The 23749-nt window shown below is 45.3% G+C and carries 20 protein-coding genes; 12 read left to right on the forward strand and 8 right to left on the reverse strand.

Features of this window, described 5'->3' with window-relative positions; all coding sequences use genetic code 11:
• Nucleotide 1 precedes the first annotated feature (1 nt).
• The 3 genes from MUY27_RS03345 (at nt 2) to MUY27_RS03355 (ending at nt 8251) form a co-directional block, all read left to right on the forward strand.
• Entirely contained in the window at nt 2–1549 is a 1548-nt protein-coding gene (locus tag MUY27_RS03345; protein WP_245128555.1) for a RagB/SusD family nutrient uptake outer membrane protein, read from the forward strand.
• A 78-nt stretch (nt 1550–1627) separates the two neighbouring features.
• A complete protein-coding gene (locus MUY27_RS03350) occupies nt 1628–4924 on the forward strand; it encodes a VCBS repeat-containing protein (RefSeq protein WP_245128556.1) in 3297 nt (1098 codons plus the stop codon).
• Nucleotides 4925–4939: 15 nt separating this feature from the next.
• Entirely contained in the window at nt 4940–8251 is a 3312-nt protein-coding gene (locus tag MUY27_RS03355; protein WP_245128557.1) for a VCBS repeat-containing protein, read from the forward strand.
• Between the two features lie 6 nt (nt 8252–8257).
• Here MUY27_RS03355 and MUY27_RS03360 read toward each other — a convergent pair whose 3' ends face one another.
• Entirely contained in the window at nt 8258–9160 is a 903-nt protein-coding gene (locus tag MUY27_RS03360; RefSeq protein WP_245128558.1) for a GyrI-like domain-containing protein, read from the reverse strand.
• A gap of 119 nt (nt 9161–9279) precedes the next feature.
• Between MUY27_RS03360 and MUY27_RS03365 the strand changes: the two genes are divergently transcribed.
• The 4 genes from MUY27_RS03365 (at nt 9280) to MUY27_RS03380 (ending at nt 14143) form a co-directional block, all read left to right on the forward strand.
• On the forward strand, nt 9280–11325 hold the full coding sequence (locus MUY27_RS03365; protein ID WP_245128559.1) for a kojibiose hydrolase: 2046 nt from the start codon (nt 9280–9282) through the stop codon (nt 11323–11325).
• Nucleotides 11322–11861 carry a hypothetical protein gene (locus MUY27_RS03370; RefSeq protein WP_245128560.1) on the forward strand — a complete coding sequence of 180 codons (540 nt, stop codon included), beginning with the start codon at nt 11322–11324 and terminating at the stop codon, nt 11859–11861. Before MUY27_RS03365 ends, MUY27_RS03370 begins: the two co-directional genes overlap by 4 nt.
• Before the next feature lie 73 nt (nt 11862–11934).
• Nucleotides 11935–13260 carry a vanadium-dependent haloperoxidase gene (locus MUY27_RS03375; RefSeq protein ID WP_245128561.1) on the forward strand — a complete coding sequence of 442 codons (1326 nt, stop codon included), beginning with the start codon at nt 11935–11937 and terminating at the stop codon, nt 13258–13260.
• Nucleotides 13261–13447: 187 nt separating this feature from the next.
• Nucleotides 13448–14143, forward strand: coding sequence for a PAS domain-containing protein (locus MUY27_RS03380; RefSeq protein ID WP_245128562.1), 696 nt, complete (start codon nt 13448–13450; stop codon nt 14141–14143).
• 17 nt (nt 14144–14160) lie between these two features.
• On the opposite strand, the gene MUY27_RS03385 is transcribed toward MUY27_RS03380, so the two are convergent.
• Nucleotides 14161–14475 carry a hypothetical protein gene (locus MUY27_RS03385; RefSeq protein ID WP_245128563.1) on the reverse strand — a complete coding sequence of 105 codons (315 nt, stop codon included), beginning with the start codon at nt 14473–14475 and terminating at the stop codon, nt 14161–14163.
• A gap of 185 nt (nt 14476–14660) precedes the next feature.
• Nucleotides 14661–14921 (reverse strand): hypothetical protein, encoded by a 261-nt coding sequence (locus MUY27_RS03390; protein ID WP_245128564.1) that lies wholly within the window; start codon nt 14919–14921, stop codon nt 14661–14663.
• 41 nt (nt 14922–14962) lie between these two features.
• On the opposite strand from MUY27_RS03390, the gene MUY27_RS03395 reads away from it, so the two are divergent.
• Genes MUY27_RS03395 through MUY27_RS03405 form a run of 3 tightly spaced genes read left to right on the forward strand, consistent with a single transcriptional unit; the run spans nt 14963 to nt 18174 of the window.
• Nucleotides 14963–15580: a hypothetical protein gene (locus MUY27_RS03395; protein WP_245128565.1), complete on the forward strand. Its 618-nt coding sequence runs from the start codon at nt 14963–14965 to the stop codon at nt 15578–15580.
• A 53-nt stretch (nt 15581–15633) separates the two neighbouring features.
• Nucleotides 15634–17451 carry a DNA polymerase III subunit gamma/tau gene (locus MUY27_RS03400; RefSeq protein ID WP_245128566.1) on the forward strand — a complete coding sequence of 606 codons (1818 nt, stop codon included), beginning with the start codon at nt 15634–15636 and terminating at the stop codon, nt 17449–17451.
• A gap of 18 nt (nt 17452–17469) precedes the next feature.
• A complete protein-coding gene (locus MUY27_RS03405; protein WP_245128567.1) occupies nt 17470–18174 on the forward strand; it encodes a dienelactone hydrolase family protein in 705 nt (234 codons plus the stop codon).
• On the opposite strand, the gene MUY27_RS03410 is transcribed toward MUY27_RS03405, so the two are convergent.
• The 5 genes from MUY27_RS03410 to MUY27_RS03430 all read right to left on the reverse strand — a co-directional run bounded on the left by MUY27_RS03410 (nt 18171) and on the right by MUY27_RS03430 (nt 22307).
• Entirely contained in the window at nt 18171–18875 is a 705-nt protein-coding gene (locus tag MUY27_RS03410) for an SDR family NAD(P)-dependent oxidoreductase (protein ID WP_245128568.1), read from the reverse strand. The two genes, MUY27_RS03405 and MUY27_RS03410, sit on opposite strands and share 4 nt — an antisense overlap.
• Nucleotides 18872–19234: a type II toxin-antitoxin system VapC family toxin gene (locus tag MUY27_RS03415; protein ID WP_245128569.1), complete on the reverse strand. Its 363-nt coding sequence runs from the start codon at nt 19232–19234 to the stop codon at nt 18872–18874. The genes MUY27_RS03410 and MUY27_RS03415 overlap by 4 nt, the downstream gene beginning before the upstream one ends.
• On the reverse strand, nt 19224–19475 hold the full coding sequence (locus MUY27_RS03420; RefSeq protein WP_245128570.1) for a hypothetical protein: 252 nt from the start codon (nt 19473–19475) through the stop codon (nt 19224–19226). The genes MUY27_RS03415 and MUY27_RS03420 overlap by 11 nt, the downstream gene beginning before the upstream one ends.
• 22 nt (nt 19476–19497) lie before the next feature.
• Nucleotides 19498–21273, reverse strand: coding sequence for an aromatic amino acid hydroxylase (locus MUY27_RS03425; protein WP_245128571.1), 1776 nt, complete (start codon nt 21271–21273; stop codon nt 19498–19500).
• Between the two features lie 68 nt (nt 21274–21341).
• Nucleotides 21342–22307 carry a lysylphosphatidylglycerol synthase transmembrane domain-containing protein gene (locus MUY27_RS03430; protein ID WP_245128572.1) on the reverse strand — a complete coding sequence of 322 codons (966 nt, stop codon included), beginning with the start codon at nt 22305–22307 and terminating at the stop codon, nt 21342–21344.
• 169 nt (nt 22308–22476) lie between these two features.
• Here MUY27_RS03430 and MUY27_RS03435 point away from each other — a divergent pair, with 169 nt between their 5' ends.
• A complete protein-coding gene (locus tag MUY27_RS03435) occupies nt 22477–23346 on the forward strand; it encodes a carbon-nitrogen hydrolase (protein ID WP_245128573.1) in 870 nt (289 codons plus the stop codon).
• 49 nt (nt 23347–23395) lie between these two features.
• Nucleotides 23396–23749, forward strand: a complete 354-nt coding sequence (locus MUY27_RS03440; protein WP_245128574.1) for a four helix bundle protein — start codon at nt 23396–23398, stop codon at nt 23747–23749.

Consider the following 23749-nt stretch of genomic DNA (forward strand, 5'->3'; position numbering starts at 1 on the left):
CATGAAAAAATTAAATAAAAAACTATTAATAGGGGCCAGCGCTTTAGCAATGCTCAACTTTAGTTGTACGAAGCTAAACGAACAATTGTATGGTTCTAAATTTATAAAGGATGGTAATACTGCCGCAGGCTCTGCTGACCTTGGTGGTGTATACAATCAACTGAACGGTTTTTCAGATCAGGCTAACTGGTACGCATTGGAAGAGCACTCAACTGACGAGATGATGGGCCCTACCCGTGGTACTGACTGGGACGATTTTGGTACCTGGCGCAAACTGCACCAGCACACTTGGGATCCTACCCACAACCAGATCTATGATACCTGGAACAACCTGAATACCGGTGTTTACCGTGCAACCTCAGTTATTGCAGGTGCTACAGATAACCAGATCAAAGCAGAAGCCAGCTTTTTACGCGCTTTCTTCATGTTCTGGGTAGTTGACCTTTACGGTCAGCAACCGTTCCGTAACGTAACAGACGATCCGGATGCAAATCCAATGGTAATGACCCGTAAAGCAGCTACCGATTACATGATCAAGGATCTGGAGTTTGCTGTAGCTACATTACCTGCAGGAAGTTTAGCAAACGCAGGAAAGGCAAATAAATATGCTGCAGAGTTCTTACTGGCTAAGATCTATCTGAACAAAGCAGTTTATTATCAGGATCCGGCTACTCCTGCCGGTCCGTTCACTTTCCAGTCAGCTGATATGAATAAGGCTTTAGGCTATTTGAACGATATCATTAACAACGGTCCGTATTCGTTGACTGCTAACTACTATGATAACTTCAAATGGGATAACACTTCTGCTTCTAAGGAGATCATCTTCTCACGTCAGAATGATCCGAACACTGGTCAGAATGCTTCTTTAGAAAACCGTACACGCATGGTGGAGCACTATAACACCACCCCAAGCGGATGGAATGGTTTTACCACGCTTGCAGCGTTCTACAACAGCTTTGAGGATAATGATATCCGTAAAAAGTATAACCTGCCGAATTATACAGAGGTTACCGGCCAGAACGTAGGTTTCCTGGTTGGTCAGCAAAAAACAGTTGATTCTAAAGGTAACTTGGTTAACGTATTAGACCGAAGCGGTAAACCGTTGATCTTTACACCAAACGTAAATATTGGTTATGCAACAGAAGCAGAGGGTATCCGCGCAGTTAAATTCCCGCTGAATCCTACAAACTTTGGACAGAGCGGTAACGACTACGTGTTCTTCCGTTTTGCTGACGTATTGCTGATGAAAGCCGAAGCTATTTTACGTGGTGGTACAGATGCCGCCCAGCCATTGGCATTGGTTAACCAAATCCGTGCGAACCGTGGTGCATCGCTGTTAACCTCTTTAGACCTGCCTGGTTTACTGGCAGAAAGAGGCCGCGAGATGTACTGGGAATCATGGCGCCGTCAGGACCTGATCCGTTTCGGTAAATTTAACGATCCGGTTGATCAGCGTTCAACAGCTTCTGCAGGTTACCGTGTAGTTTATCCGATCCCTCAACGGGCGGTTGACTCTAACCCGAACCTGAAACAGAATACAGGCTATTAATTTCCGTTAATTTTTTATAGGATAATTGCAAACGTAGCGAGTCAAATCGCTACGTTTGTTGTTATAAACCGATTATAAATGCCGAAGCATAAGAACTGGCTCTGGCTGCTTTTCCCCTTATTAGGCAGCGCTTGTCATACCCGTAATCAGGATACCTTGTTCACCAGCATGAGCAGTGAAGAAACTGGTATACAGTTTATAAATCAGCTTACTGATAATTCTAAAACCAACATCTTTTCTTTTCGTAATTACTATAACGGCGGCGGCGTAGCCATCGGCGATGTGAATAATGATGGGCTGAATGATATTTACCTTACCTCTAACCAGGGCGATAACAAGCTGCTGATCAATAAAGGCAACTGGAAGTTCGAGGATGTTACCGAAAGCGCCGGGGTTAAAGGTTCCAAGTACTGGAGCACCGGTGTTACCATGGCCGACGTTAACGGCGATGGCTGGCTGGATATTTATGTATGTAACAGCGGCAATGCCAATGGAAAGGATACTGAAAACGAGCTGTTCATCAACCAGCATGATGGAACTTTTAAAGAAGAAGCCCATCAGTATGGGCTGGATGATCGCGGCCTTTCTACCCATGCCGTATTTTTCGATTACGATCTGGACGGCGATCTGGATTGTTACGTGCTGAATAATTCTTTCAGGCCAATCGGCTCTTTCAACTTCGCCAGTAACCTGCGCGACCAGGTAGACGAACTTGGCGGCGACCGCCTTTACCGTAACGACGGCGGCCATTTTACCAACGTTACAAAACAAGCTGGTATTTATTCGAGCGATATTGGTTTTGGTTTAGGCGTTTCTGTTGCCGATGTAAACCAGGACGGCTACCCGGATATTTATGTTTCTAACGATTTCTTTGAACGCGATTACCTGTATATTAACCAGCATAATGGAACCTTCAAAGAAGAGATACAAAACCAGACCGGCCACTTAAGTTTGGCTTCCATGGGTTCTGATATCGCTGATATTAATAACGATGGTCAGCTGGATATTTTTACCACCGAAATGCTTCCAGAAGGGGATAAGCGGTTAAAGAACAATACCGCCTATGAATCCTATGACGTGGTGAAGATCAGGCAAAGGGATGGCTATTATAACCAGTACATGCAAAATTGCCTGCAGCTGAATAATGGCGACGGCACCTTTTCTGAAATTGCTTTTTATGCCGGTATTGCAGCTACAGACTGGAGCTGGGGTGCGCTGGCTTTTGATATGGATAACGATGGCTGGAAAGATTACATGATCTGTAACGGCATTTATAAAGATCTTACCAATCAGGATTATATCGAGTTCCTTGCTAACGAGGATAATATTAAGAAGATTGAAGACGGTAAAAGCTTCAACTATAAAGACTTTATTGATAAAATGGGCAGCAGCCCAATTTCGAGTTATGCTTTTTTAAATAATCATAACCTTACTTTTTCAGACCATACCAAAGATTTTGGCTTAGACGAGCCTTCTTCCAGTAATGGTGCTGCTTATGGCGATCTTGATAATGATGGCGATAACGATTTAGTGGTAAACCGGGTAAATATGCCGGTGGCAGTGTATCGTAACAATGCGCAGAAAAATAAAAACCACTCGCTCCGGCTGACGCTTAAAGGCGAAAAGCAGAACTTGTTCGGGGTAGGATCACTCATTAAAGCGTGGACGGGAAAAGAGGTGCATTTGTTCTATCATCAGCCAGCCCGCGGTTTTGAAAGCAGTATTTCGCCTAATTTACTTACTATAGGCATCGGTAGAGCAGCTAAAGCCGATTCGTTGCTGGTCCTCTGGCCTGGGGGTAAATCGCAATTGCTTAAAAACGTAAAGGCAGATCACTTACTAAAGCTGGATATTAAAGATGCAACGTTAAAACCGTCGCCGATAATAAAGCCCATTAAAACGCTTTATACAGAAGTGACACCACAGCTGTTCGACAGTATCCCGCATCATAAAGAGGATAGTTTCATTGATTTTGATAACGAACGCCTGATGCTGCAAATGTTATCTACCCAGAACCCTTATATGGCTACCGGTGATCTGAATGGCGACGGACTAACCGATTTCTATTTCGGGGCATCAAAGGGTTTCCCGGCAGCGATCTACTTTCAGCAGGCGAACGGCAAGTTTAAACAGTATATCCCGGACGAGTTCAGGAAGCAGGATTATGTGGAATGCGCCGGGGCAGTGATGGGAGATTTTGACAAGGATGGCGATCAGGACCTGATCCTCACCTTCGGCGGAAATGAATTGCCGGTGGGCTCGCCCGAACTTCGGCCAAGGTTTTACGAAAATGATGGGCATGGTAAATTAAGCTGGAACCGTCAGAAATCGCTACAAGTTTCGCTGAATGCTTCCGTAATTATCAAAGCAGATTATGATCAAGATGGAGATGACGACCTGTTTATCGGCGGGCGCAGCGTACCCGGATTATACGGAAGTTCTCCGCAATCTTATGTTTTCCAGAATGACGGGAGGGGTAACTTTAAAAATGTAAGCAAACAGGTATTTGGCGATAATCATTTGGGAATGGTAACCGCTGCCGCCTGGGCAGACCTGGATAAGAACGGGTACGACGATCTGATTGTGGCAGGCAACTGGATGGGCATCCGCATCTTTAGCAATCACCAGGGCCGTTTTACAGAAAGCCAGGCTCTGAATAATTACAAAGGTTGGTGGAGTAGTTTAACAGTGGAAGATATAGATTGCGATGGCTATCCGGATGTTATTGCCGGGAATCTGGGCCTAAACAGTAAGTTCAGGGCAAGTGTTGCCGAGCCGATGCACCTTTATGTAAAGGATTTTGACAATAACGGTACCAAAGAGTGTATTACGTCTATTTACCGTAACGACCATAAATCGTACGTGTTCCACATGAAGCCAGACTTGGTAGCGCAAATGCCAATCCTGAAAAAGAAATACCTGCATTATGATGATTATGCGGGTAAAACTTTCGACGAGGTTTTTTCTGATGATGATTTGAAAGGCGCAGAAGCGCACGAAATTAATACCCTGGCATCAGCAGTATTTTTGAATAAGCGAGGGCATGGGTTCAGCTATCAGCAGTTACCCGTAAATGCACAATTTGCACCAGTGAACACTATTTTAGTAGATGAGGATAAGGCAAAAACAAAGCGGGTTATCCTCGCCGGCAATTTTTATGATTTTAAACCCGAGGTAGGGCGACTGGATGCCAGTTATTCAGAAACCTACCTGTTTGATAAAGGCAAATTTACCTACGTGCCACCGATGAACAGCGGCATATTGATCAAAGGCCAGGTGCGGTCATCATCGATCATTAACCGGGCCGATGGCGGTAAGATTTACCTCTTTGGGTTAAATAACGATAAAGTGCATGCCTATAAAGCTAATAACTGATACTAAACCTCTGCAATGAAAACAGATACCCGTTTTACCGGATACAGTATACTCGCCCTCGTAATGCTTTCGCTTTTTAACAGCTGTAAGCATACCGAGTCCGTGCCGCGTGTGTTTACCCGGCTGGATGCTTCTGCAACCAATGTTACCTTCGCGAATAAGCTGAACGAGTCAGACTCGCTCAACATTATGGACTACCTCTATTTTTATAACGGGGCAGGGGTGGCAACAGCCGATTTTAATAAAGACGGCAAGGAGGATCTGTACTTTGTATCGAACCAGGGCAGCAATAAACTGTACCTCAACCAGGGCAACATGAAGTTTGAGGATGTGACTACTAAGGCTGGTGTCGCCGGTACCGGGAACTGGAAAACAGGGGTTACTATCGTGGATATCAATAATGATGGTTACCCAGATATCTACCTTTCTGTCGTAACCGGTTACAAAAACTTTAAAGGGGCTAATCAGCTGTACATCAACAATGGCGACATGACCTTTACCGAAAGCGCTGCCAAATACGGTATTGATTTTAAAGGCTTGTCTACCCAGGCTGCCTTTTTTGATTATGATAAAGATGGCGACCTGGACATGTTCATCCTTACGCACTCTGTTCACAGCAATGATTCATATGGCGATTCTACCGCACGTTTTAAATACAATTATGCTGCCGGCGACCACCTGTTGAGGAATGATAACGGTCACTTTACCGAAGTAACACAACAGTCGGGTATTTATGCTTCTGCCATCGGTTACGGCCTTGGTATCAGTGTTTCTGATTTAAATAACGATGGTTGGGACGATATCTACGTAAGCAATGATTTTTTTGAGCAGGACTACTACTACATCAACCAACACGATGGTACGTTTAAAGAGCAATTGAAAGGCGCCTTTGGTCATACCAGCCTGTTCTCTATGGGAAACAGCGTTGCCGACGTGAATAAGGACGGGATGCTCGACGTGCTGACTACGGATATGTTACCGGGTGATATGAAACCCCTGAAATCATCCATTAATGATGAAGCGCTGGACATTTATAACCAGGAAGTCCGCAGTGGTTTCTATTACCAGTACTCTAAAAACTGTTTGCAGCTGAATGTGGGTAATGGCAAGAAGTTTATCGACATTGGTTTGTATGCGGGTGTGGCTGCAACAGACTGGACATGGTCGCCATTGGCGCAGGACTTTGATATGGACGGGTATAAAGACCTGTTTTTTTCTAACGGGATTAAGAAGCGATTGACCGACCTGGATTACCTGAAATACCTTGGCGACCCGGCCGTGGTGCGGCAGGGAACAAACCGCGTTTTCGATCAGGATAAGATTAACCACATGCCCGATGGCCGGGTACACAATTACCTTTACAAAGGTGGCGACCAACTGAAGTTTACGGATATTTCTGCCGGTAACGATATGACGGCGCCCGTATCGGGTTCGGGTGCGGTAAGTGTTGATCTGGATAACGATGGTGATTTGGATATCGTGACCAACAACACTAACGAACAGGCCATCATCTACAAAAATACTACCGCAGAAAACGACGGTCAGCATCGCTTAAAGCATATCGTTTACACTGCTAAGTTCACCGCTAAAAATTTAAATGGCATTGGTACCAAGCTGTACCTGAAAACCAACCGCACGGTAGATCACCAGGAGTTTCAAACCTCTACGGCCTTTCAAAGTAACCAGGCAGACCGCTTAACGTTTACTTTCGCGGCTAAAGAACAACCGCAGCAATTGCTGGTAGTATGGCCCGACAATTCGTATCAGGTGATCAGTAACTTCTCTTTAAACAAGATCAACGAACTGAAATACAATCCTGCTCAGGCGCAGAAAGCAGCAGATATTTATACGGTCATTAATAGTTTCATTAGCGGCAAAGCGGGTTTTACCAGCGAGCAGGTGAACGTTATCCAACTGGCACAGTTAAAAGTGAATGAAACGCCAGATTTTAACTATGCCTACTTATTACCGCATACTTACTTGCCGCATACCCCGGCGGTTGCTGCGGCTGACATCAACGGCGATGGAAACGACGACCTTTACATTGGCGGAGAAGCGGGTGATGATAAATACCTACTGATTGCAGACGGAAAAGGTAGTTATCAAAAAGTAACAGTAGCCGCTTTTGCGGCAGCGAAAGAATGGGGGGATGCAGATGCGAAATGGTGCGACGTAAATCATGATGGAAAGCCAGACCTGATTGTTCAGAGTGTTAACCATCCCTTTATGAGCAAAGACCAACTGGTTCAGCCACGGCTTTACATTAACCAGGGTGGGTTTAAATTTACAGCATCGCCTTTGCCTAAAATTAATACGCCTACTGGTGCTATCACCGTATTGGATATTAATAATGATAAGTTGCCCGAAATATTGCTTACCGGTTCGGTGCCCTTCCGGGATTATACTGCTAAACGCCCTTCAGTACTGTTACTGAATAAAGGTAACGGCAATTTTGTACCGGCACCAGAGGCAGATTACCAGGAGCTGCGCAATACGCCATACATCAAACAGATTTGTGTAAAAGATATTGATGGCGACGGGCGTGAAGACCTGGCAGTGGCTGCAGAATGGCAGCCGCTCATGATCTTCCTGAATAAGCAGAACCGTTTGGTTAGGCAATCTATCGGTGCGTTGAATAAGAAAGGATGGTGGCAATCTGTAGAAGTTGGCGACCTGGACGGCGATGGCAAAATGGACCTGCTTGCCGGAAACTGGGGGATCAACAACAAGTACGAAGTGGATAATGATAAGCCGTTGTATGCCTATAACCAGGACTTGGATAAAGATGAAAAACCGGATCTGATTTTGTCTTATAATCACCAGGGGCAGTACTATCCGTTCCGCCCAAAGAACGACCTGGAGCAGGAATTGCCTTACATTAAAAAGGAGTGGCTAAGCTATCAGAAAATGAGTGATAAAACGACCGAGGAAGTGTTTAAAGACAAACTCGATACCGAGCACCGGCTGGAAGCCAACACGTTCAAAACCGTATTTATTTCGGATGTGTTAAACAAGGCGAAAATTACAGAACTACCTTACCTGTATCAGCAGGCGCCGGTTAAAAATATGCGGATTACGGCCAAAGGGCAGTTGCTGATGAGTGGTAACTTCTGGGGTGTGATACCTTACGAAGGTAAATATGATGCGCTTGGGCTGGTAGTAGCAGGCTATAACGGTCAGCAACGTACCTTCAGTCAACCGCAATACTTGATCAATTCAGCCATCAATTTCGAAGAACTGGCCGACCTTCAGCCGGTCAATAACGGTACAAAAAAAGGATGTATCGCGGTAACTTACAGCGGTAAGGTGGTACTCATCACACCCTGATCTGGGTTATAAAACCGGGTAATTGATCCGGGTGATCCACTTGGTAGAATCCGGTTGTTTTGAACGGTCCGTAACCAGCTCTACGTAAGGTATCGCAGGCGGGATATACCTGTTATCTTTCATGTAGTTAGTCAGTTGTTCCAAAGCCTGCCGAACGGTATTTGGTCCGCCGGTAACGTTTGCCGCCAGCAGGTTGCCATGGGCTACCATTTTCTTAGTAAAAATGTCGGATGTGGCCGGCAACCATTTATTTACAGGAACGGCCACCATAGTCTGGTAACTATTTTCTGCCATTTTTGTGCGGTTCATGATCGGGTTACCTATTACCTCTGCCCGGCTTTTGGCTGCATAAGCTTTTAGCGAGTTTACCAGTTGATAAATTTCATCCGTAGATAGCTGGTGGTCTTTAATCACTTTGGTAGTTAACACCAGCGAATCTAATATTTGTACTTTCTCTACGTGTATACCATAAACCTTGCGATCGTCTTCCAGGAAATTTTTGGCACTTTCAAGGATATGGTCAATGCTGTCAGCAATGTGCTGCGCTTTTAAGTAACGGTTAACTCTTGTAATGGGGTTAACTCCCGTTTCCAGCACTGCCGCCCAGGTAATATGCATGGTGCTCACTTCCTGGACATCATAGGTGATCTGGCTCCGGATGGAATCTTTATCCAGTATCAAGGTGCCGTCCACACCGGATAAGGTGGTTTTCCTGGTAACAAACTCTTGCTGCGCTTCAGGCCACCAACCCGTCCACGTTTTGGGGTGGAGCAGGTATTTGAATATCGCTTGCTCGGGCGTGTAAATTTTTACCTGGCGGTTAATCACCAGTTGTGCGGGAACAAAAATATAAGTGGAAATAATCAGTAAAATCAGGACCCCTAAAATCGTTAACGCAATTCTCTTCATGTTTATCCGTAGGTTCAAAACCGGCGTGCAAGGTAGTAATTATACTGTTTTTTTAAAGTGCTAAAATTGCCTGTTTTAAGCAATTAACCAATCTTTTTTTTATTTTTATCCAACCAATTATGAAACTTAAATATCTGCTTGCAGGGCTGTTTACAACGGCCTGCTCTTCATACACAATGGCGCAAAGCCAGCCAGACCAATGGGTAATTAATGCTGCTAAAATAGACCCAGCCAACTATTACGGAATAACGGTAGCCAACGGCATGATCGGCGTTGTTTCTGCGCCCGAACCGTTCAAGGTAAAGAACGTGGTATTGGCAGGCGCTTATGACCTTTATGGTCGCGGCAGGGTGAGCAACTTCCTTAATAGCTTCAACCTGCTGAACATGAATATGGATATCAACGGTAAGCGTGTTTCCGCAGCAGGTGCAAGTAATTTTAAGCAACAATTGGATATGCACCACGCGGCATTTACCACCTCGTTTGATTACGGAAACGATGCCGCTGTAAAATATACCTACTATTCGTTACGCCACCTGCCGCTTTCCGTACTAATGGATGTAACTATTACTGCGAAAAAGGATATCACCATATCTGCCGCCAGTGTGATGGAAGCGCCTGATGCCCTGCGCGAGGTGCAGAACTATTATAACGAAATAGATCGCCCTCATACCACTATCGGTTTGCTGACATCGACTGCCAAAAGCCCGACAGGCAAGATGCAGATGTGCGCTTCCACTTCATTTTTGTTTACCGAAGGGCATGGCCACGAACCGCGCGTGATCCATGAGATGTGGGACAGCAATATGCACCTGATGCGTTTCAGCAAAACGCTGAAAGCGGGTGAAACCTACACGTTTTCTATCGTGGGTACGTCAATTACCTCAGCTCATCATGACGACCCGCTGAATGAAGCCGAACGACTGACCATCTACGCGAAGCTGGAAGGACATGACCGGTTGATTAAATTCCACAACCAGGCCTGGGACGAGCTTTGGAAAAGTGACATCCAGGTAGAAGGCGATCCGCAGGTGCAGCAGGATATTCACAGCATGCTGTACCACCTGTATTCATTCTCACGGGCGGGTACCTCGTTTTCGCCGTCGCCAATGGGGCTTTCGGGCTTAGGCTATAACGGTCACGTTTTCTGGGATACCGAAGTGTGGATGTATCCCTCGTTACTGGTACTTCACCCCGAAATTGCCCGTTCGCTGCTCGATTATCGTTTCGAACGTTTGGAAGCAGCGAAGAAAAACGCCTTTGCCAATGGCTTCAAAGGGGCGATGTTCCCGTGGGAAAGTGCCGATAAAGGCGTAGAGGAAACACCTGTTTGGGCATTAAGCGGTCCGTTCGAACACCATATCACTGCAGATGTAGCGCTCGCCGCCTGGAATTACTATTGCGTAACGCAGGATAAAAACTGGTTGCGCGAACGCGGATGGCCGATCCTTTCTGCAACGGCAGATTTTTGGGCAAGCAGGGTAGAACGGAACGGGCCTGGACATTATGACATTAAGAACGTAGTTGCTGCTGATGAATGGGCCGAAAATGTGGACAATAACGCCTTCACCAATGCCGCGGCAAAAGTAAATTTGCAGGTAGCGGTAAAAGCTGCTGCTTTGTTGGGCTTGTCGCCTAACCCGGATTGGGCAATAGTAGCCGAGAATATCCCGATTCTGAAAATGCCGAATGGCGTAACGCAGGAACATGCCAGCTACAAAGGCGAAGGTATTAAACAGGCTGATGTAAACCTGTTGGCTTATCCTTTAAAGGTAATTACAGACCCTGCGCAGGTAAAAAAAGACCTGGAGTATTATGAAGTACGCGTACCCAATGAAGGTACCCCCGCCATGACGCAGGGCATCTTTGCACTGCTATATGCGCGCCTGGGCAACGGGGATAAAGCTTATCATTTCTTTAAGGATGCCTACGAACCCAATTTAAATCAGCCTTTCCGCGTCATTGCCGAAACCAAAGGCGGTACCAACCCATACTTTGCTACCGGTGCCGGTGGTATTGTGCAAAGTTTACTGATGGGATTTGGCGGGCTGGATATTACGCTGGATGGTATTGTGCAGGTGAAAAGTGCGCTTCCTTCAAAATGGAAATCTATCCGCATTACCGGGGTAGGTGTGGATCATAAAACATATACGGTAACTAAATGAGGAAGCCTTTAGGCATATTGCTTCTTTTACTGCTGTTGTTCAACACGGTTGGCTACCAGTTGGTGTTCTGGCTGATGCAGCGACACGCCGATACCCAAATGCAGGCCCGGTTGGATAAGTTGCGGTATAGCAATCGGGACTTGATCACCGTTAAGATCCCGATTAATTTACCTTATCAAACGGATTGGAAAGACTACGAACGCATTGACGGCGAGTTTAACTACAAAGGAAACACTTACCGGTATGTTAAGCGTAGGGTTTTAAAAGATACGCTGATACTAGTATGCATTAATTACCACGAAAAAACAAACCTGAATAAATCAACCGCCGAGTTTTATAAAAAAGTAAATGATACCGGCAGTACTACAGAAAAGCACACTTTCCAATACTGGAAACAGGTTTACGTGGCGACGAATTCGCTCAGCTTGTTTTTTCCAAACACTCAGGAGCACCACTTCAAAGAGTTGGTTTTGATTCTGAAAAACCATAACTTTAATTGGAGTGTCGATCCGCCCCCTAAAGGTCGTACAGCATAATTTGATACTGCCCAGGCTTAATGTTAGAGCCGGAGCAGCTTGTTGTACCATCTTTTTAAACTATTGAACTATTATGAACCGACTACTATACGCGGCAGCAGCATTGCTGCTTTTATTTACTTCCTGCAAAAAAAACGACTATAAAACCATCCTGCACGATCCGCAGCTTTACAGCAATACCGTACACGAACTTAATGCCGTGGTGATGGGTAATAACTTTAGCCCGGTGGTGGCTACGCGTAACTATGTTTATGCATCCATTGCCGGTTACGAAATTATTGCTGCCGGATACCCGAAGCAATACCGCTCGCTGGCTGGGCAATTAAACCAGTTGAAAGAAGTGCCAAAACCTGCAAAAGATAAAGATATCGACTTTGAATTTGCTTCGATATTAGCTTATTGCGAAGTGGGGCAGGCCGTTACGTTCCCAGAGGGTAGCATGAAACTGTATGTGGACAGCCTGACCAAGGTTGCTACTGAACATGGTATGCCCGAAGAAACACTTACTGCTACGAAAGATTATGCTTCGGCGGTAGCAAAAGCCATTATTAAATGGAGCAAAGGTGATAATTACCTGAAAACACGCAGCGCATCGAAATTTACAGTTACCGAAGAGGAAGGACGCTGGATCCCGACCCCGCCGATGTATTCACCAGCAGTAGAACCGCATTGGAGCGAGATTCGTACCCTGGTGCTGGATAGTGCTTCGCAGTTCCGCGTGCCGCCGCCGCCAAAGTTCGATATCAAGAACAAAAACAGTAAGTACTACCAGGAGGTGATGTACATTAAGAATACTACCGAACATTTAACACCCGAGCAGAAACATATCGCCGAATTCTGGGACGATAACCCCGGTAAAATGAATGTATCCGGTCACGTCATGTTTATTACCAAAAAATTCTCGCCTCCGGGTCACTGGATGAGCGTAACCGGTATCGCTGCAAAGAAAACACATGCCGATTTTAACAAGACAGTGTATGCTTACGCAAAAACGGCTATCGCGTTGTTTGATGCTTTTATCCAATGCTGGGATGCAAAATATACGTACAACACCGCGCGACCAGAGTCTGTCATCAACAAATACCTGGACATCAACTGGAGGCCTTTTTTACAAACCCCGCCTTTCCCGGAATATACCTGCGGGCATTCCACCATATCGTCTGCGGCGGCCGAAGCACTGACGGATGTATTTGGCGATAACGTAGCTTATACTGATACCTCTGAACTCGAATTCGGGATCAAGAGCCGTTCTTTCCCGTCGTTCCGCGCTGCAGCCTTAGAGAATAACTGGGCACGTTTTTATGGCGGCCTGCATTTTCATAATTCTTGCCAGGTGGCGCACGCTTATGGTCAAAAAGTGGGGCAGTTGGTGGTAAACAGGCTTAAAATGAAGCTGTAAATTCTATTATTCGATACAAGGCGCAGGCCGGTCTTTAAACGGACCGGCCTGCGTTGTTTTATTGCCAGAAGGTAATTTAAAACGGTACCGCAAAGGTGAAATAACGGGGTGATTAGCTGCATCTTTAATGCTAAACTTGCAAACGCTTAGTAGTTGATTGCTAACAGGTTATTGAAAAGTAGCACAAATGATCGGAGAACTATTTACCAGGCTTTCTATCGAAGAGCAGAATAAAATGCTGATGTCCATCCTTGGTGCAATGCCGCAGGTAGTGCTGTTGATTGATATGGAAAACTGCCGCATTAACTACGTCAACAGCAGTGTTTACGAGCGGATAGGGTATACACCAGAAGAGGTGATCGGTATGGAATGCAACGTATGGAGTAATATGCTTCATTCGGATGACCGGGCAGAAATCAGTGCGCTTGAAAAAAAGTGCCTGTTATTGAAAGAAGGAGAAGTAAGTATCAATATCAATCGCTGGCGTACTAAGGACGGTTGCTATCGGTGGTTTCGTAACCATATAGTGTCTTTCAGGCGAAACGAACGTGACCGGAATAAAGTGGTACTGGCTATTTCGCGAGATATTACGCCCATAGTGGAATCCCAGAACGATGTGGTTGAGCTGATTGAAAATATAGAGAAGGTTTCTTTCAAATTATCGCACGAACTTCGGCACGAACATTCCAAGATTCAGGGGGTGATCAACCTGTCGCAAGAGCAGGTAAGCCTTACCACTAAAGAATTGGTGATGCTGGCCGGAGCTATAAAAGACAGCACTCAAAAGATAGATGAATCGATCATCGGGATTAATTCTAAACTCACAACTATAAAAAACGAGTTCCTGAAAGTATCCCTCGGGTTAGATGCTTCCAATTACTAATAGTAAGAATTGATAAACTAAATCGTAAAATAGCCAGCCGTAGAGGGATGCCTGACAATTTGTGCTGCAATGCCCAGCAGGTCGTTCCCGGTTAGGCGGCCTTCCCCATCGAAGGTGAATTTCTTTTCTCCCTGAATGGTCATCAAACCCAGATAGTCGCTTGTTGGAACATCCGTCGCTGTTTCATTTTCAGGGTTCGAAAGCCAATCTGCATTTATGTCGGTTGCAAAAACCTTAAATGCTTTTCCCTCGCCTGATGGCTGATGATCTGCTACAGGTTCTATTCTTAATTTCCGTTGTTCGGCGCCAATTTGTACTTCAAAACTTTCCATAAACGACATTTTAAGAAGTACACACAGTTGTGCAAAAAGTTTAAGACAAAATTTCGGTTAAGGTTTTATACCACTGTTTATTGTGAGTGAAGATACCGTTATGGCCAATGATTAAATAGATGACAGATGGCCGGCTGTTTTCAAAGAAACGGATGCGAAGAGGTTGCCAGAACATGCCAAATTTTTTACGGAAGTGTTGGTGAAACATCATCAAAACCATGATACAGATCAGAAATGGCACTTAGTGGAACGGAAAGGTTAAAATCGTCATCAGTGCCATCCATAATTAATATTGCTTCAGTGAGCGCGATGCTACCCTTGTGATGATGCAATGGCCCGCCCATAGACACGACAGAAGCAGTGGCTTTTACCGCGTCTTCTATAGCGGCATACTCGTAATCAAAGCTCCAATAGACATGGTCTTTCAGCAGAATTTCCTGTTCCATAACTTTGATAAAGTTAATAATCCTTTTACCTTTATAGGTATATGAACTTTAAGACCTTCCTCACAATTACCTTCGTTTTAGCAGCGAACATTGTCCTGGCACAAAAGACCGTTACACCGGCAGAAGCAGCATTAACAGATTCTATTTGTAACTGTATTACCCATCGCGATATGTCGCAGGTGAAAACGCAGCAGCAGGCAGTGGCCGTTTTTACAGAATGTTTTGGTAATCATACCGCTTTATTAATGAAGGTGGCCGATGAACGGCACGTAGATGCAACCAATGCGTCAGCTATGCGGCAGATAGGCGTAGATGTAGGCATGAACCTTTTAAGGACTGAATGCGACGCTTACAGGAAGTTGAGCGCGATGATTGCGCAAAATAAGGTTAATCAGCAATCGTCCGAGCGAAGCGATGAGGGTAAGCTAATCCGCATTGATAACAAAGGTTTCAACTACCTGGTGCTGTTGGACGATGATAAGAAAGAACATAGTTATTTGTGGCTCGAGCAGTTTGCCGGCTCAGAAAAATTTGTGAATGGCATTGGCGCTAACCTAAACAAGCGTTTTAAAATAACCTGGAAAGAGATAGAGGTATTTTTGCCAGTTGCAAAAGGTTATTACGCCACCAAACAGATCATAGCTGTCAGCCCACTGTAAGCAAGCACGCTTTCGTCTTTTACCTTTCAGCTATTCTTGCTAACTTAGTAGCTGTGGATAATTTTATTGTTTCGGCACGTAAATATCGCCCGGCAACTTTTGAAACCGTTGTAGGTCAGCAACATGTAACCAATACGCTTAAAAACGCGATCAAGAGTAACCAGTTAGCCCAGGCGTTTTTATTTTGCGGGCCGCGTGGAGTAGGGAAAACAACATGTGCGCGGATCCTGGCAAAAACCATCAATTGCCAGAATTTGCAGCCAAATGGCGAAGCCTGCGGCGAATGCGATTCATGCCGTGCATTTCAGAATGGTAATTCGTTTAACGTCCATGAACTGGATGCGGCGTCTAATAACTCGGTTGATGATATCCGTAACCTGATAGACCAGGTACGTATACCCCCGCAGGCCGGACGCTATAAAGTGTACATCATCGATGAGGTGCACATGCTTTCGCAGGCGGCCTTCAACGCTTTTCTGAAGACGTTAGAAGAACCGCCAAACTATGCGATTTTTATTCTGGCGACTACCGAAAAGCACAAAATCCTTCCGACCATTCTTTCGCGATGCCAGATCTTTGATTTTAACCGGATCAGGGTAGATGATATGGCTGCGCACCTGGCTTCTATAGCGGTAAAAGAGCATATCCAATACGAGAATGACGGCCTGCACATTATTGCCCAAAAGGCGGATGGCGGTTTGCGGGATGCGCTTTCGATGTTCGACCAGATTGTAAGTTTTTCCGGAGGTAACGTCACCTATAAAACAGTAATCGATAACCTGAATATCTTGGATTATGATTACTACTTTACACTTACCGACTGCCTGATGGGCGAACAAACCGGCAAATCATTGCTGTTGTTTGACGAGATCTTATCTAAAGGATTTGATGGCAGCCATTTTATCAACGGCCTTGCCGAGCACTTTAGAAACCTGCTGGTAGGTAAAGATGCGGCTACTTTAAAATTGCTCGAGGTGAGCGAGGGCGTACGCCAACGTTATTTACAACAGAGTCAGCAAACAACCACATCATTCCTGCTTTCGGCATTGAATATTGCCAACCAATGCGAGATCAATTACCGCATGAGCAAGAACCAGCGGTTGCAGGTGGAGTTAGCACTGCTGAAGATGTGCCACTTGCCCTCGGCATTTAATCTGGCAACCAACCCGGTTACGCAGGCAGGAGATGGCCAGCTAAAAAAAAAACCTGATACCTCAGTAGTAGCATCGCCTGCTGCTACCCCGCCTGTGCCAGCAGCAACGCCAACAGTTCAGGAACCGGCAGCAGCTTATCAGGCGCCTAAACCGATGCAATCGGCTACGCCATCATTAACAGCAACGCCTAAAACAACACCGCCACCGGCAGCGCCAACAACAGTAGCTGCTGCGCCAGCCAAGGTTAGCCTGATGCCGCCCCGGTTAACACCTTCTTTAAGTTTAACTGAGATTGCAGCCGCAGTAGAAGCGGCTGATGAGGATGATCCTTACCTGAAAGGCACAGATTTTGAACACTTTACCATGGATGCTTTTTTGCAGAAGTGGAACGAATATGCCACCCGTTTAAAGGCTGAAAGTAAAATGAGCCTTTTTACCATTTTTACTGCGGAAGCGCCGGTGATGCTGAAGCCCTACGAATTTGAGGTTTTAGTTTCTACTAAAGCGCAGGAAAATGGTTTCAGGGATGAAAAGCCCAGCCTGATGAACTTCCTGCGTGTAGAATTGAAGAACTTTGGCATTGAAGTGCGCACACGTTTGGAAGAAGCTACCGCTACAAAACGTCCGTATACAGACCTGGAGAAATTTCAGCACATGGCCGCAAAAAACCCACAATTAAAAGAGCTGCACAAACGTTTTAACCTGGATCTGGGTTAGTATAGCAGAACTTTGACAATGGAAAACAAAACTTACGTAGAGCTACAGGTGCCTGATAGTTCTGCAATGAATGCTTATATCTCTCTTCCTGAAACTACCGATGGTAAAAAGCTCGGTATTATTGTGGTGCAGGAAGCTTTCGGGGTGAACAGCCATATCAAGCGCGTTACGGATAAATTTGCCGCAGAAGGTTATGTAGCCATAGCGCCAGAGTTTTTTCACCGTACTGCACCAAGTGGTTTCCAGGGCGATTATAATAATTTTGACAGCGTTGCCCCGCATATTCAAGGCTTAACCAATCAGCATCTGGCAGATGATCTGAAAGCTGCTTACGAATGGTTAATCAGTCAGGACAACGTAGATCCTGAAAGAATTTTCTGTGTGGGTTACTGCATGGGCGGCAGGGCTGCGTTCATTGCCAATACGGCGCTCCCATTAAAAGCAGCAGTATCTTACTATGGTGGACGTATGGATAGTGCTTTAGATTTAGTAAAAAATATTCACGGCAAGCATTTGTTTTTCTGGGGAGGGTTGGATAAGCATATCCCGAAAGAACAGATTGACCGTGTTACCCAAGCAATGACGGACGCTGGTAAAGACTATGTGAACGTGGTATTTTCCAAAGCAGACCATGGCTTCAATTCGGATGATCGGTCGAGTTTTAACGCAGCTGCTTCCAGCGAGGCTTGGACTTTAACGTTCCAATTCCTCAAGAATGCCTAAGGCGTAGTAACAGCTACGGGCAAAATTTTTCCGTTAAAGAATTTGCTGCCTGTCAGCGCAAAATCGGCAATATACTTACCCATTTCAAAGGCCATCACCGGCGATTGGTAGCCTGGGAAGGCTTTCTCCAGCATTTCTGTTTGTGCCGAACCTAACGCGAGGCAATTCACCGTAATTTGCTGTTCTGCCAACTCGTTTGCCAAGGTTTCGGTGAAATTATGCAAGGCTGCCTTGCTTGCAGAGTAAGCTGCTAAACCTTTAAACTTGGCACTACCCTGGAAGCCACCCATACTGCCAATGTTTACGATATGCGCCCCCGCCTGGATAAAAGGAAGCATGGCCTGGGTGATGCGTACATGCGATAGAAAGTTGCTTTGCAGCATCTCGACAAAATCTACCTCTTCCAGCTCAGCAAAAGGTTTATTAATTAAAGCACCGGCGTTGTTGATCAAGATATCCACCCGGCTATCGAAACGTGCGGTAATGAAGTTTTGCAGGGCAGCAAGATCATCATTCACCAAATCAAATGCAACGGGGTATAAGGTGCAATCCGGACTAAGACTGGTTGCAATCTCGTGCAGTTTCTTCAGCTTTTCATGCGAGCGCGCTAAAGCAATAATTTTATGTCCGGGTTTTAAAGCTAATTCTATAACGGCCTCAAACCCTACGCCGCTGCTGGCACCGGTAATAATGATATTCATAAAGAGAATGGATTGATCAGCTTAACGTTACCATCAAGCATTTTAAAATCTGAAATATTATTGGTTAGCAAAGGTAAATTTTCTACTGCCGCAGTAGCATAAATGATCGCATCGGGAAGTTTAATTTTATATTTCGATCGCAGCCTGATTGTTTCTTCTGCAACGGAATCTGTGATAGCAATTATGCTTAACGCGCTGCAAATATTCGAAATAAGATCGTACTCTTCACGCCTTTCAAAAGCATAACCTAAGGCCTCAATTTTTGTGATGATTGAAATAGAAGATTGTTCGTTAATAATCTCTTCTGGTTTAATAATATATTTTGAAAGATATATGAGAACATTAGTGTCAAAAATCACGATCCCATTCCCTCCTCAACTGTCTTTGCCATTCAACCGGATCTTCTATCTCTTTGAATAAGTCCTTGCCTTTAGCTTCATCAAGAAGTTTTTTTATTCGTTGATAAGCAGTTTCAGGTTCTTTTACCTGTGAAGTTTGCTCATGTTCCTCTTCTATTTTTTTTACATAGGGCACCTCTTCCAGCATTTTAATTAATGCTTCAGCCTGTTCGTCGTCCACCGCCACTCTTAAAATTGTCATACCTAAAGTTAGCTAAAAAAACTTATACCACCAGTTTTTGAGCTGCCGGGTTTTCTATCAAGTGAAGGCCATCATGTATCAATTTTTTGAATCCGGGCTCGCTGCTTGCTTTGTTCTCCAGGAAGCTTTGGATATCAGCGGCTAAATTTGCCTCGATGCCCTCGTGTTGCAGGATTTCCAATATCTCCATCGGGCAAAGCCAATCGTCGTGGTGGTTTTGCTGCAGTTGCTGCCATACATTACCGAGGTAATTATAGCCGTTGTGTGATTGCCGGCAATCGCGCACCTGCTGGTATAGCTTGTGCAACTCGCGTGTGTGCGCATCATACTCGGGGTGATAGGTAGTAGTTTTGGGTTTGTAACCAATTTCCTCAAAAGCATCTTTATCGGCAGCGCCGCAAAATACTGAAACGATACAGTCACCTACAGCCATATCATACACGCCCCATGATGGGTCGAACAAGATTTCGCCCTCAGCACTTTTAACAGTACACTCGGTGAAAGTAATCATGATGGTTTTACCCTCGCTACCCAGTATTTGCTTCACCTTTCCGCTAACATGGATGCCGCTTTCAAAAATCAGCTCCGTTTCTTTATCTTCAATAATCCTAGCAGCTTTCAGTTCTTCCGGAGTGCAGTCTTCCAATGCTTTCTCGTGGCTTTTCAATCGGCCAACCGGCGAACTGAAACCATCTTTGTGGTATTCTTTTCCGTGTCCCTTCAGCTGTTTGCCGTTGACAGATAAAGCGGTCGGCCCGGTTGTTTTCAGGAACGTTACCTGTTGGTCTTGAACTTGATAATTCGTGAAAGTGCCACTCACATGTAATCCAGAACTATAAACTGCGGTGCAAGTGTTCTTGCTCTCCACCGCCTTTTGCAGGCCGTAAGCACCGCCTATTCTGAAAGACATGGTATTGGCAAATTGCTCTAAAACATCAATCAGGTTCTGGAAAGTCGGCGTTACAAACAGCTGCGGCTGAGGTTTGGTAATGTCGTAGGTATAGTTAACCGCATCGATGGTGTACGGGAATTTAGCAACATCTGCCATCATGCAGGTGGCGCTTTCACCGATTGATGAAAGCAGGCCGGCGCCATAAATTTTCGGATCTTCCGGCGTGCCGATCAACCCGTATTCTACCGTCCACCAATGTAAGCGGCTTAGCAAGGCCATTTCAGAGGGTTCGCCCATGTTTTGCTGCCAGTAAAGTACCTGTTGCTCGGCTTTGGTAATTTCTTCAGGGGCGGCATCCGGCATTTCTTTTAAAATCGATAACGCGCGGATGGCTTCATACAATTCATAATCCTGCGCAGAGTACATTGCCTTAGCACCGATAGAACCGAAGTAACTCAGGTACTGGTGATAATCATGGTCGGCAATAATGGGGGCATGTCCTGCCGATTCATGGATGATATCCGGTGCAGGTGTGTATTCGATATGTTTTAACTGGCGGATATCTGCCGCAATTACCAGCACACGGTAAGCCTGGTATTCCATAAAGGCGGCTGGCGGAATAAAACCGTCTACCGTAACGGCTCCCCAGCCAATTTTCGCCAGGGCATCATTCATTTCCTGCAAATCTGGTATCTTCTCTATGGTTAGCCCGGCTTTTTGCAAGCCTGGTATATAAGGATAATAGGCAACGTCTTTCAGGTAGGCATAGTTCTGGCGCATCACGTACCGCCAGATAGCATGATCTACGGGTGTATAATGTTCGTAGTGCTGCTCAATAATATATTGCTTTAAATGCCGTGGCAAAGCCGCCACCTGCGGGTTATTAAAATCACGAAAATCGCCCATTGCGTTTTATAATTGATGGTACAATAATAACGCAAAAAACACCTTTTTGATGTGGGTGATCGTCGGGTTTAATTGCCGGATTTAGCTTCCGGATCTTCGTCTGATTCTACCATAGGCTCGATAGGAGGAAGGCCTTCCTGTAGTTTAGACGGGCGCAACAGGTAATAGATACCGAACAGCGCTACGGTAAGCGATATCAGGTAAAAAGAGATACTTAGGTAAACTGCCAGGCCGACCTGCATATCAAAAACGCCGGATAATTTGGTGAAAATAGCCTCGCGCGCACCGGCACCGCCAATAGTGGGCAACACCGCGGCAAGGGCAGAAAGCAGGAACGAAAGAAGATATGGCGCAAATTTGCCATGAAAATCCTGCCCTAATAGCACCAACAGTATCGTTAATACCTGTAGCGATTGTACCATTACTGCTTTGGCATGTGCGGTAAAAAAGTAGCGGCCGTAATCTTTAAAAAAGAAGTGGACGATGCCGTAATAGATAGCGGTACCCACGATGAAGATGCTGCCGGGTATGGCGAAGTGAAGATCTATCTGCGGAACGAAAATGATCAGCGCACAAACGATCAGGCCGATAGCCCATAAGCCGCTCAGGCGGTCGAACAGCAAAGCCCAGAATACCTTTTTTGCCGGTAACTTATAGCGTTTGTTTAGCAGCCATATTTTGTACCCGTCGCCACCGATACCGCCCGGGAGCAGGAAGTTGTAAAACATGCCTAACAGGTACAGGCGAAGGTTAAAACGCCAGTCGAGTTTCAGTCCTATCGACTTCATAAAGCTGAGCAGCCGCCAGGAAGAGATGATAGTAGACAGGAAGAATACGATGAGCGCGGCAAACATCCACCAATAATTGGCATGTACAAAGTGATATTTAACCTTGCTCAGGTCAACCTTACTGAATACGTACCACAGCAGTAAACTGGTTACTGCAATCTTCAGGATCAGCTTTGCGGCATCCCAAAGTTTTTGTTTGGTGGTTTTTACAGGCTTGGGCGCAACAAATTCGTCGGTAGCTGTCATTTGGCGGCAAAGATAGTTATTTGGGCGATTGATTTATTAGTCCACTTTTTCATTAGCTCATGACATAACGCATCGATGGGCGTAAAATTATAATCTGATGACGGCCAACTGGGTAATCGGCTAACGAACAAATAAACTAATTGCCTACCTTTGCGCAAAATTTCAAGAGATGAGTAAAGTAAAAGTTGGATTGGTGCAGATGTCGTGTACGGCAGACAAGCAGCAGAATTTACAGAAAGCTATTGAACGCGTTCGCGAGGCTGCCCAAAAAGGCGCCCAGATCGTTTGCCTGCAAGAGCTTTTTACCTCCCTTTATTTTTGCGACGAGGAGAATTACGATAATTTTAAACTGGCAGAGGCTATCCCCGGCCCTTCTACAGATGAACTTTCTAAGGTAGCTGCAGAACTGAATGTGGTGATCATCGCTTCGCTGTTTGAAAAGCGTGCACAAGGGCTTTACCATAATACAACAGCCATCCTGGATGCAGACGGATCTTACCTGGGCAAGTACCGAAAAATGCACATACCGGACGATCCGGGTTTTTACGAGAAATTTTACTTTACCCCGGGCGACCTGGGTTACAAGGTTTTCCAGACGAAATATGCAAAGATCGGCGTACTGATCTGCTGGGACCAGTGGTATCCTGAAGCGGCACGGATCACTGCGCTAATGGGTGCTGAAATTCTATTCTATCCGACTGCTATCGGCTGGGCTTCTACACAGGATGTGGATACCAATACCGAGCAGTATAACGCATGGCAAACCATCCAACGTTCGCACTCGGTAGCTAACGGTGTACACGTAGTCAGCGTTAACAGGGTTGGCGAAGAAGCAGGGTTGAAGTTCTGGGGAGGATCATTCGTGTCGAATCCTTTTGGAAAGGTGATGTTCCAGGGATCGCACCATGATGAGGAAGTGACTGTAGTTGAACTGGACCTGAACAAGACGGATTACTACCGTACACACTGGCCTTTCCTGCGTGACCGCCGCGTGGAAACCTATCAGCCGATTACTAAGAGATTGTTGGACGAGGAATAAGTTTTAACAGTCCGTACGTCAGTTAGTCCGTAAGACCGCTATTAAGAAGATGAGTTTTAAATTTGAAAAGCTGATAGTGTGGCAAAAGGCAATTGACCTTTCCGCAGATGTTGATTTACTGACGAAGACGTTTCCTAGAGAAGAACTATATGTACTAACTTCTCAAATTAAAAGAGCAGCCGATTCAATTGCGTTAAACATTGCCGAAGGATCTACCGGTCAAAGTAATCCAGAATTCAATAAGTTTTTGGGATACGCTTTAAGATCCACTATAGAAGTAGTAAGCTGCCTTTACTTGGGTAGCCGAAGGAATATAATTGATCAAGATAATTTTGATAAAATTTACAATCAGTGTAAGGAGATATTGAGCATGATTAATGCCTTGCGCTATTCATTAAAATAA

Source organism: Mucilaginibacter straminoryzae (assembly GCF_022953055.1).
Taxonomy (GTDB): Bacteria; Bacteroidota; Bacteroidia; order Sphingobacteriales; family Sphingobacteriaceae; genus Mucilaginibacter; species Mucilaginibacter straminoryzae.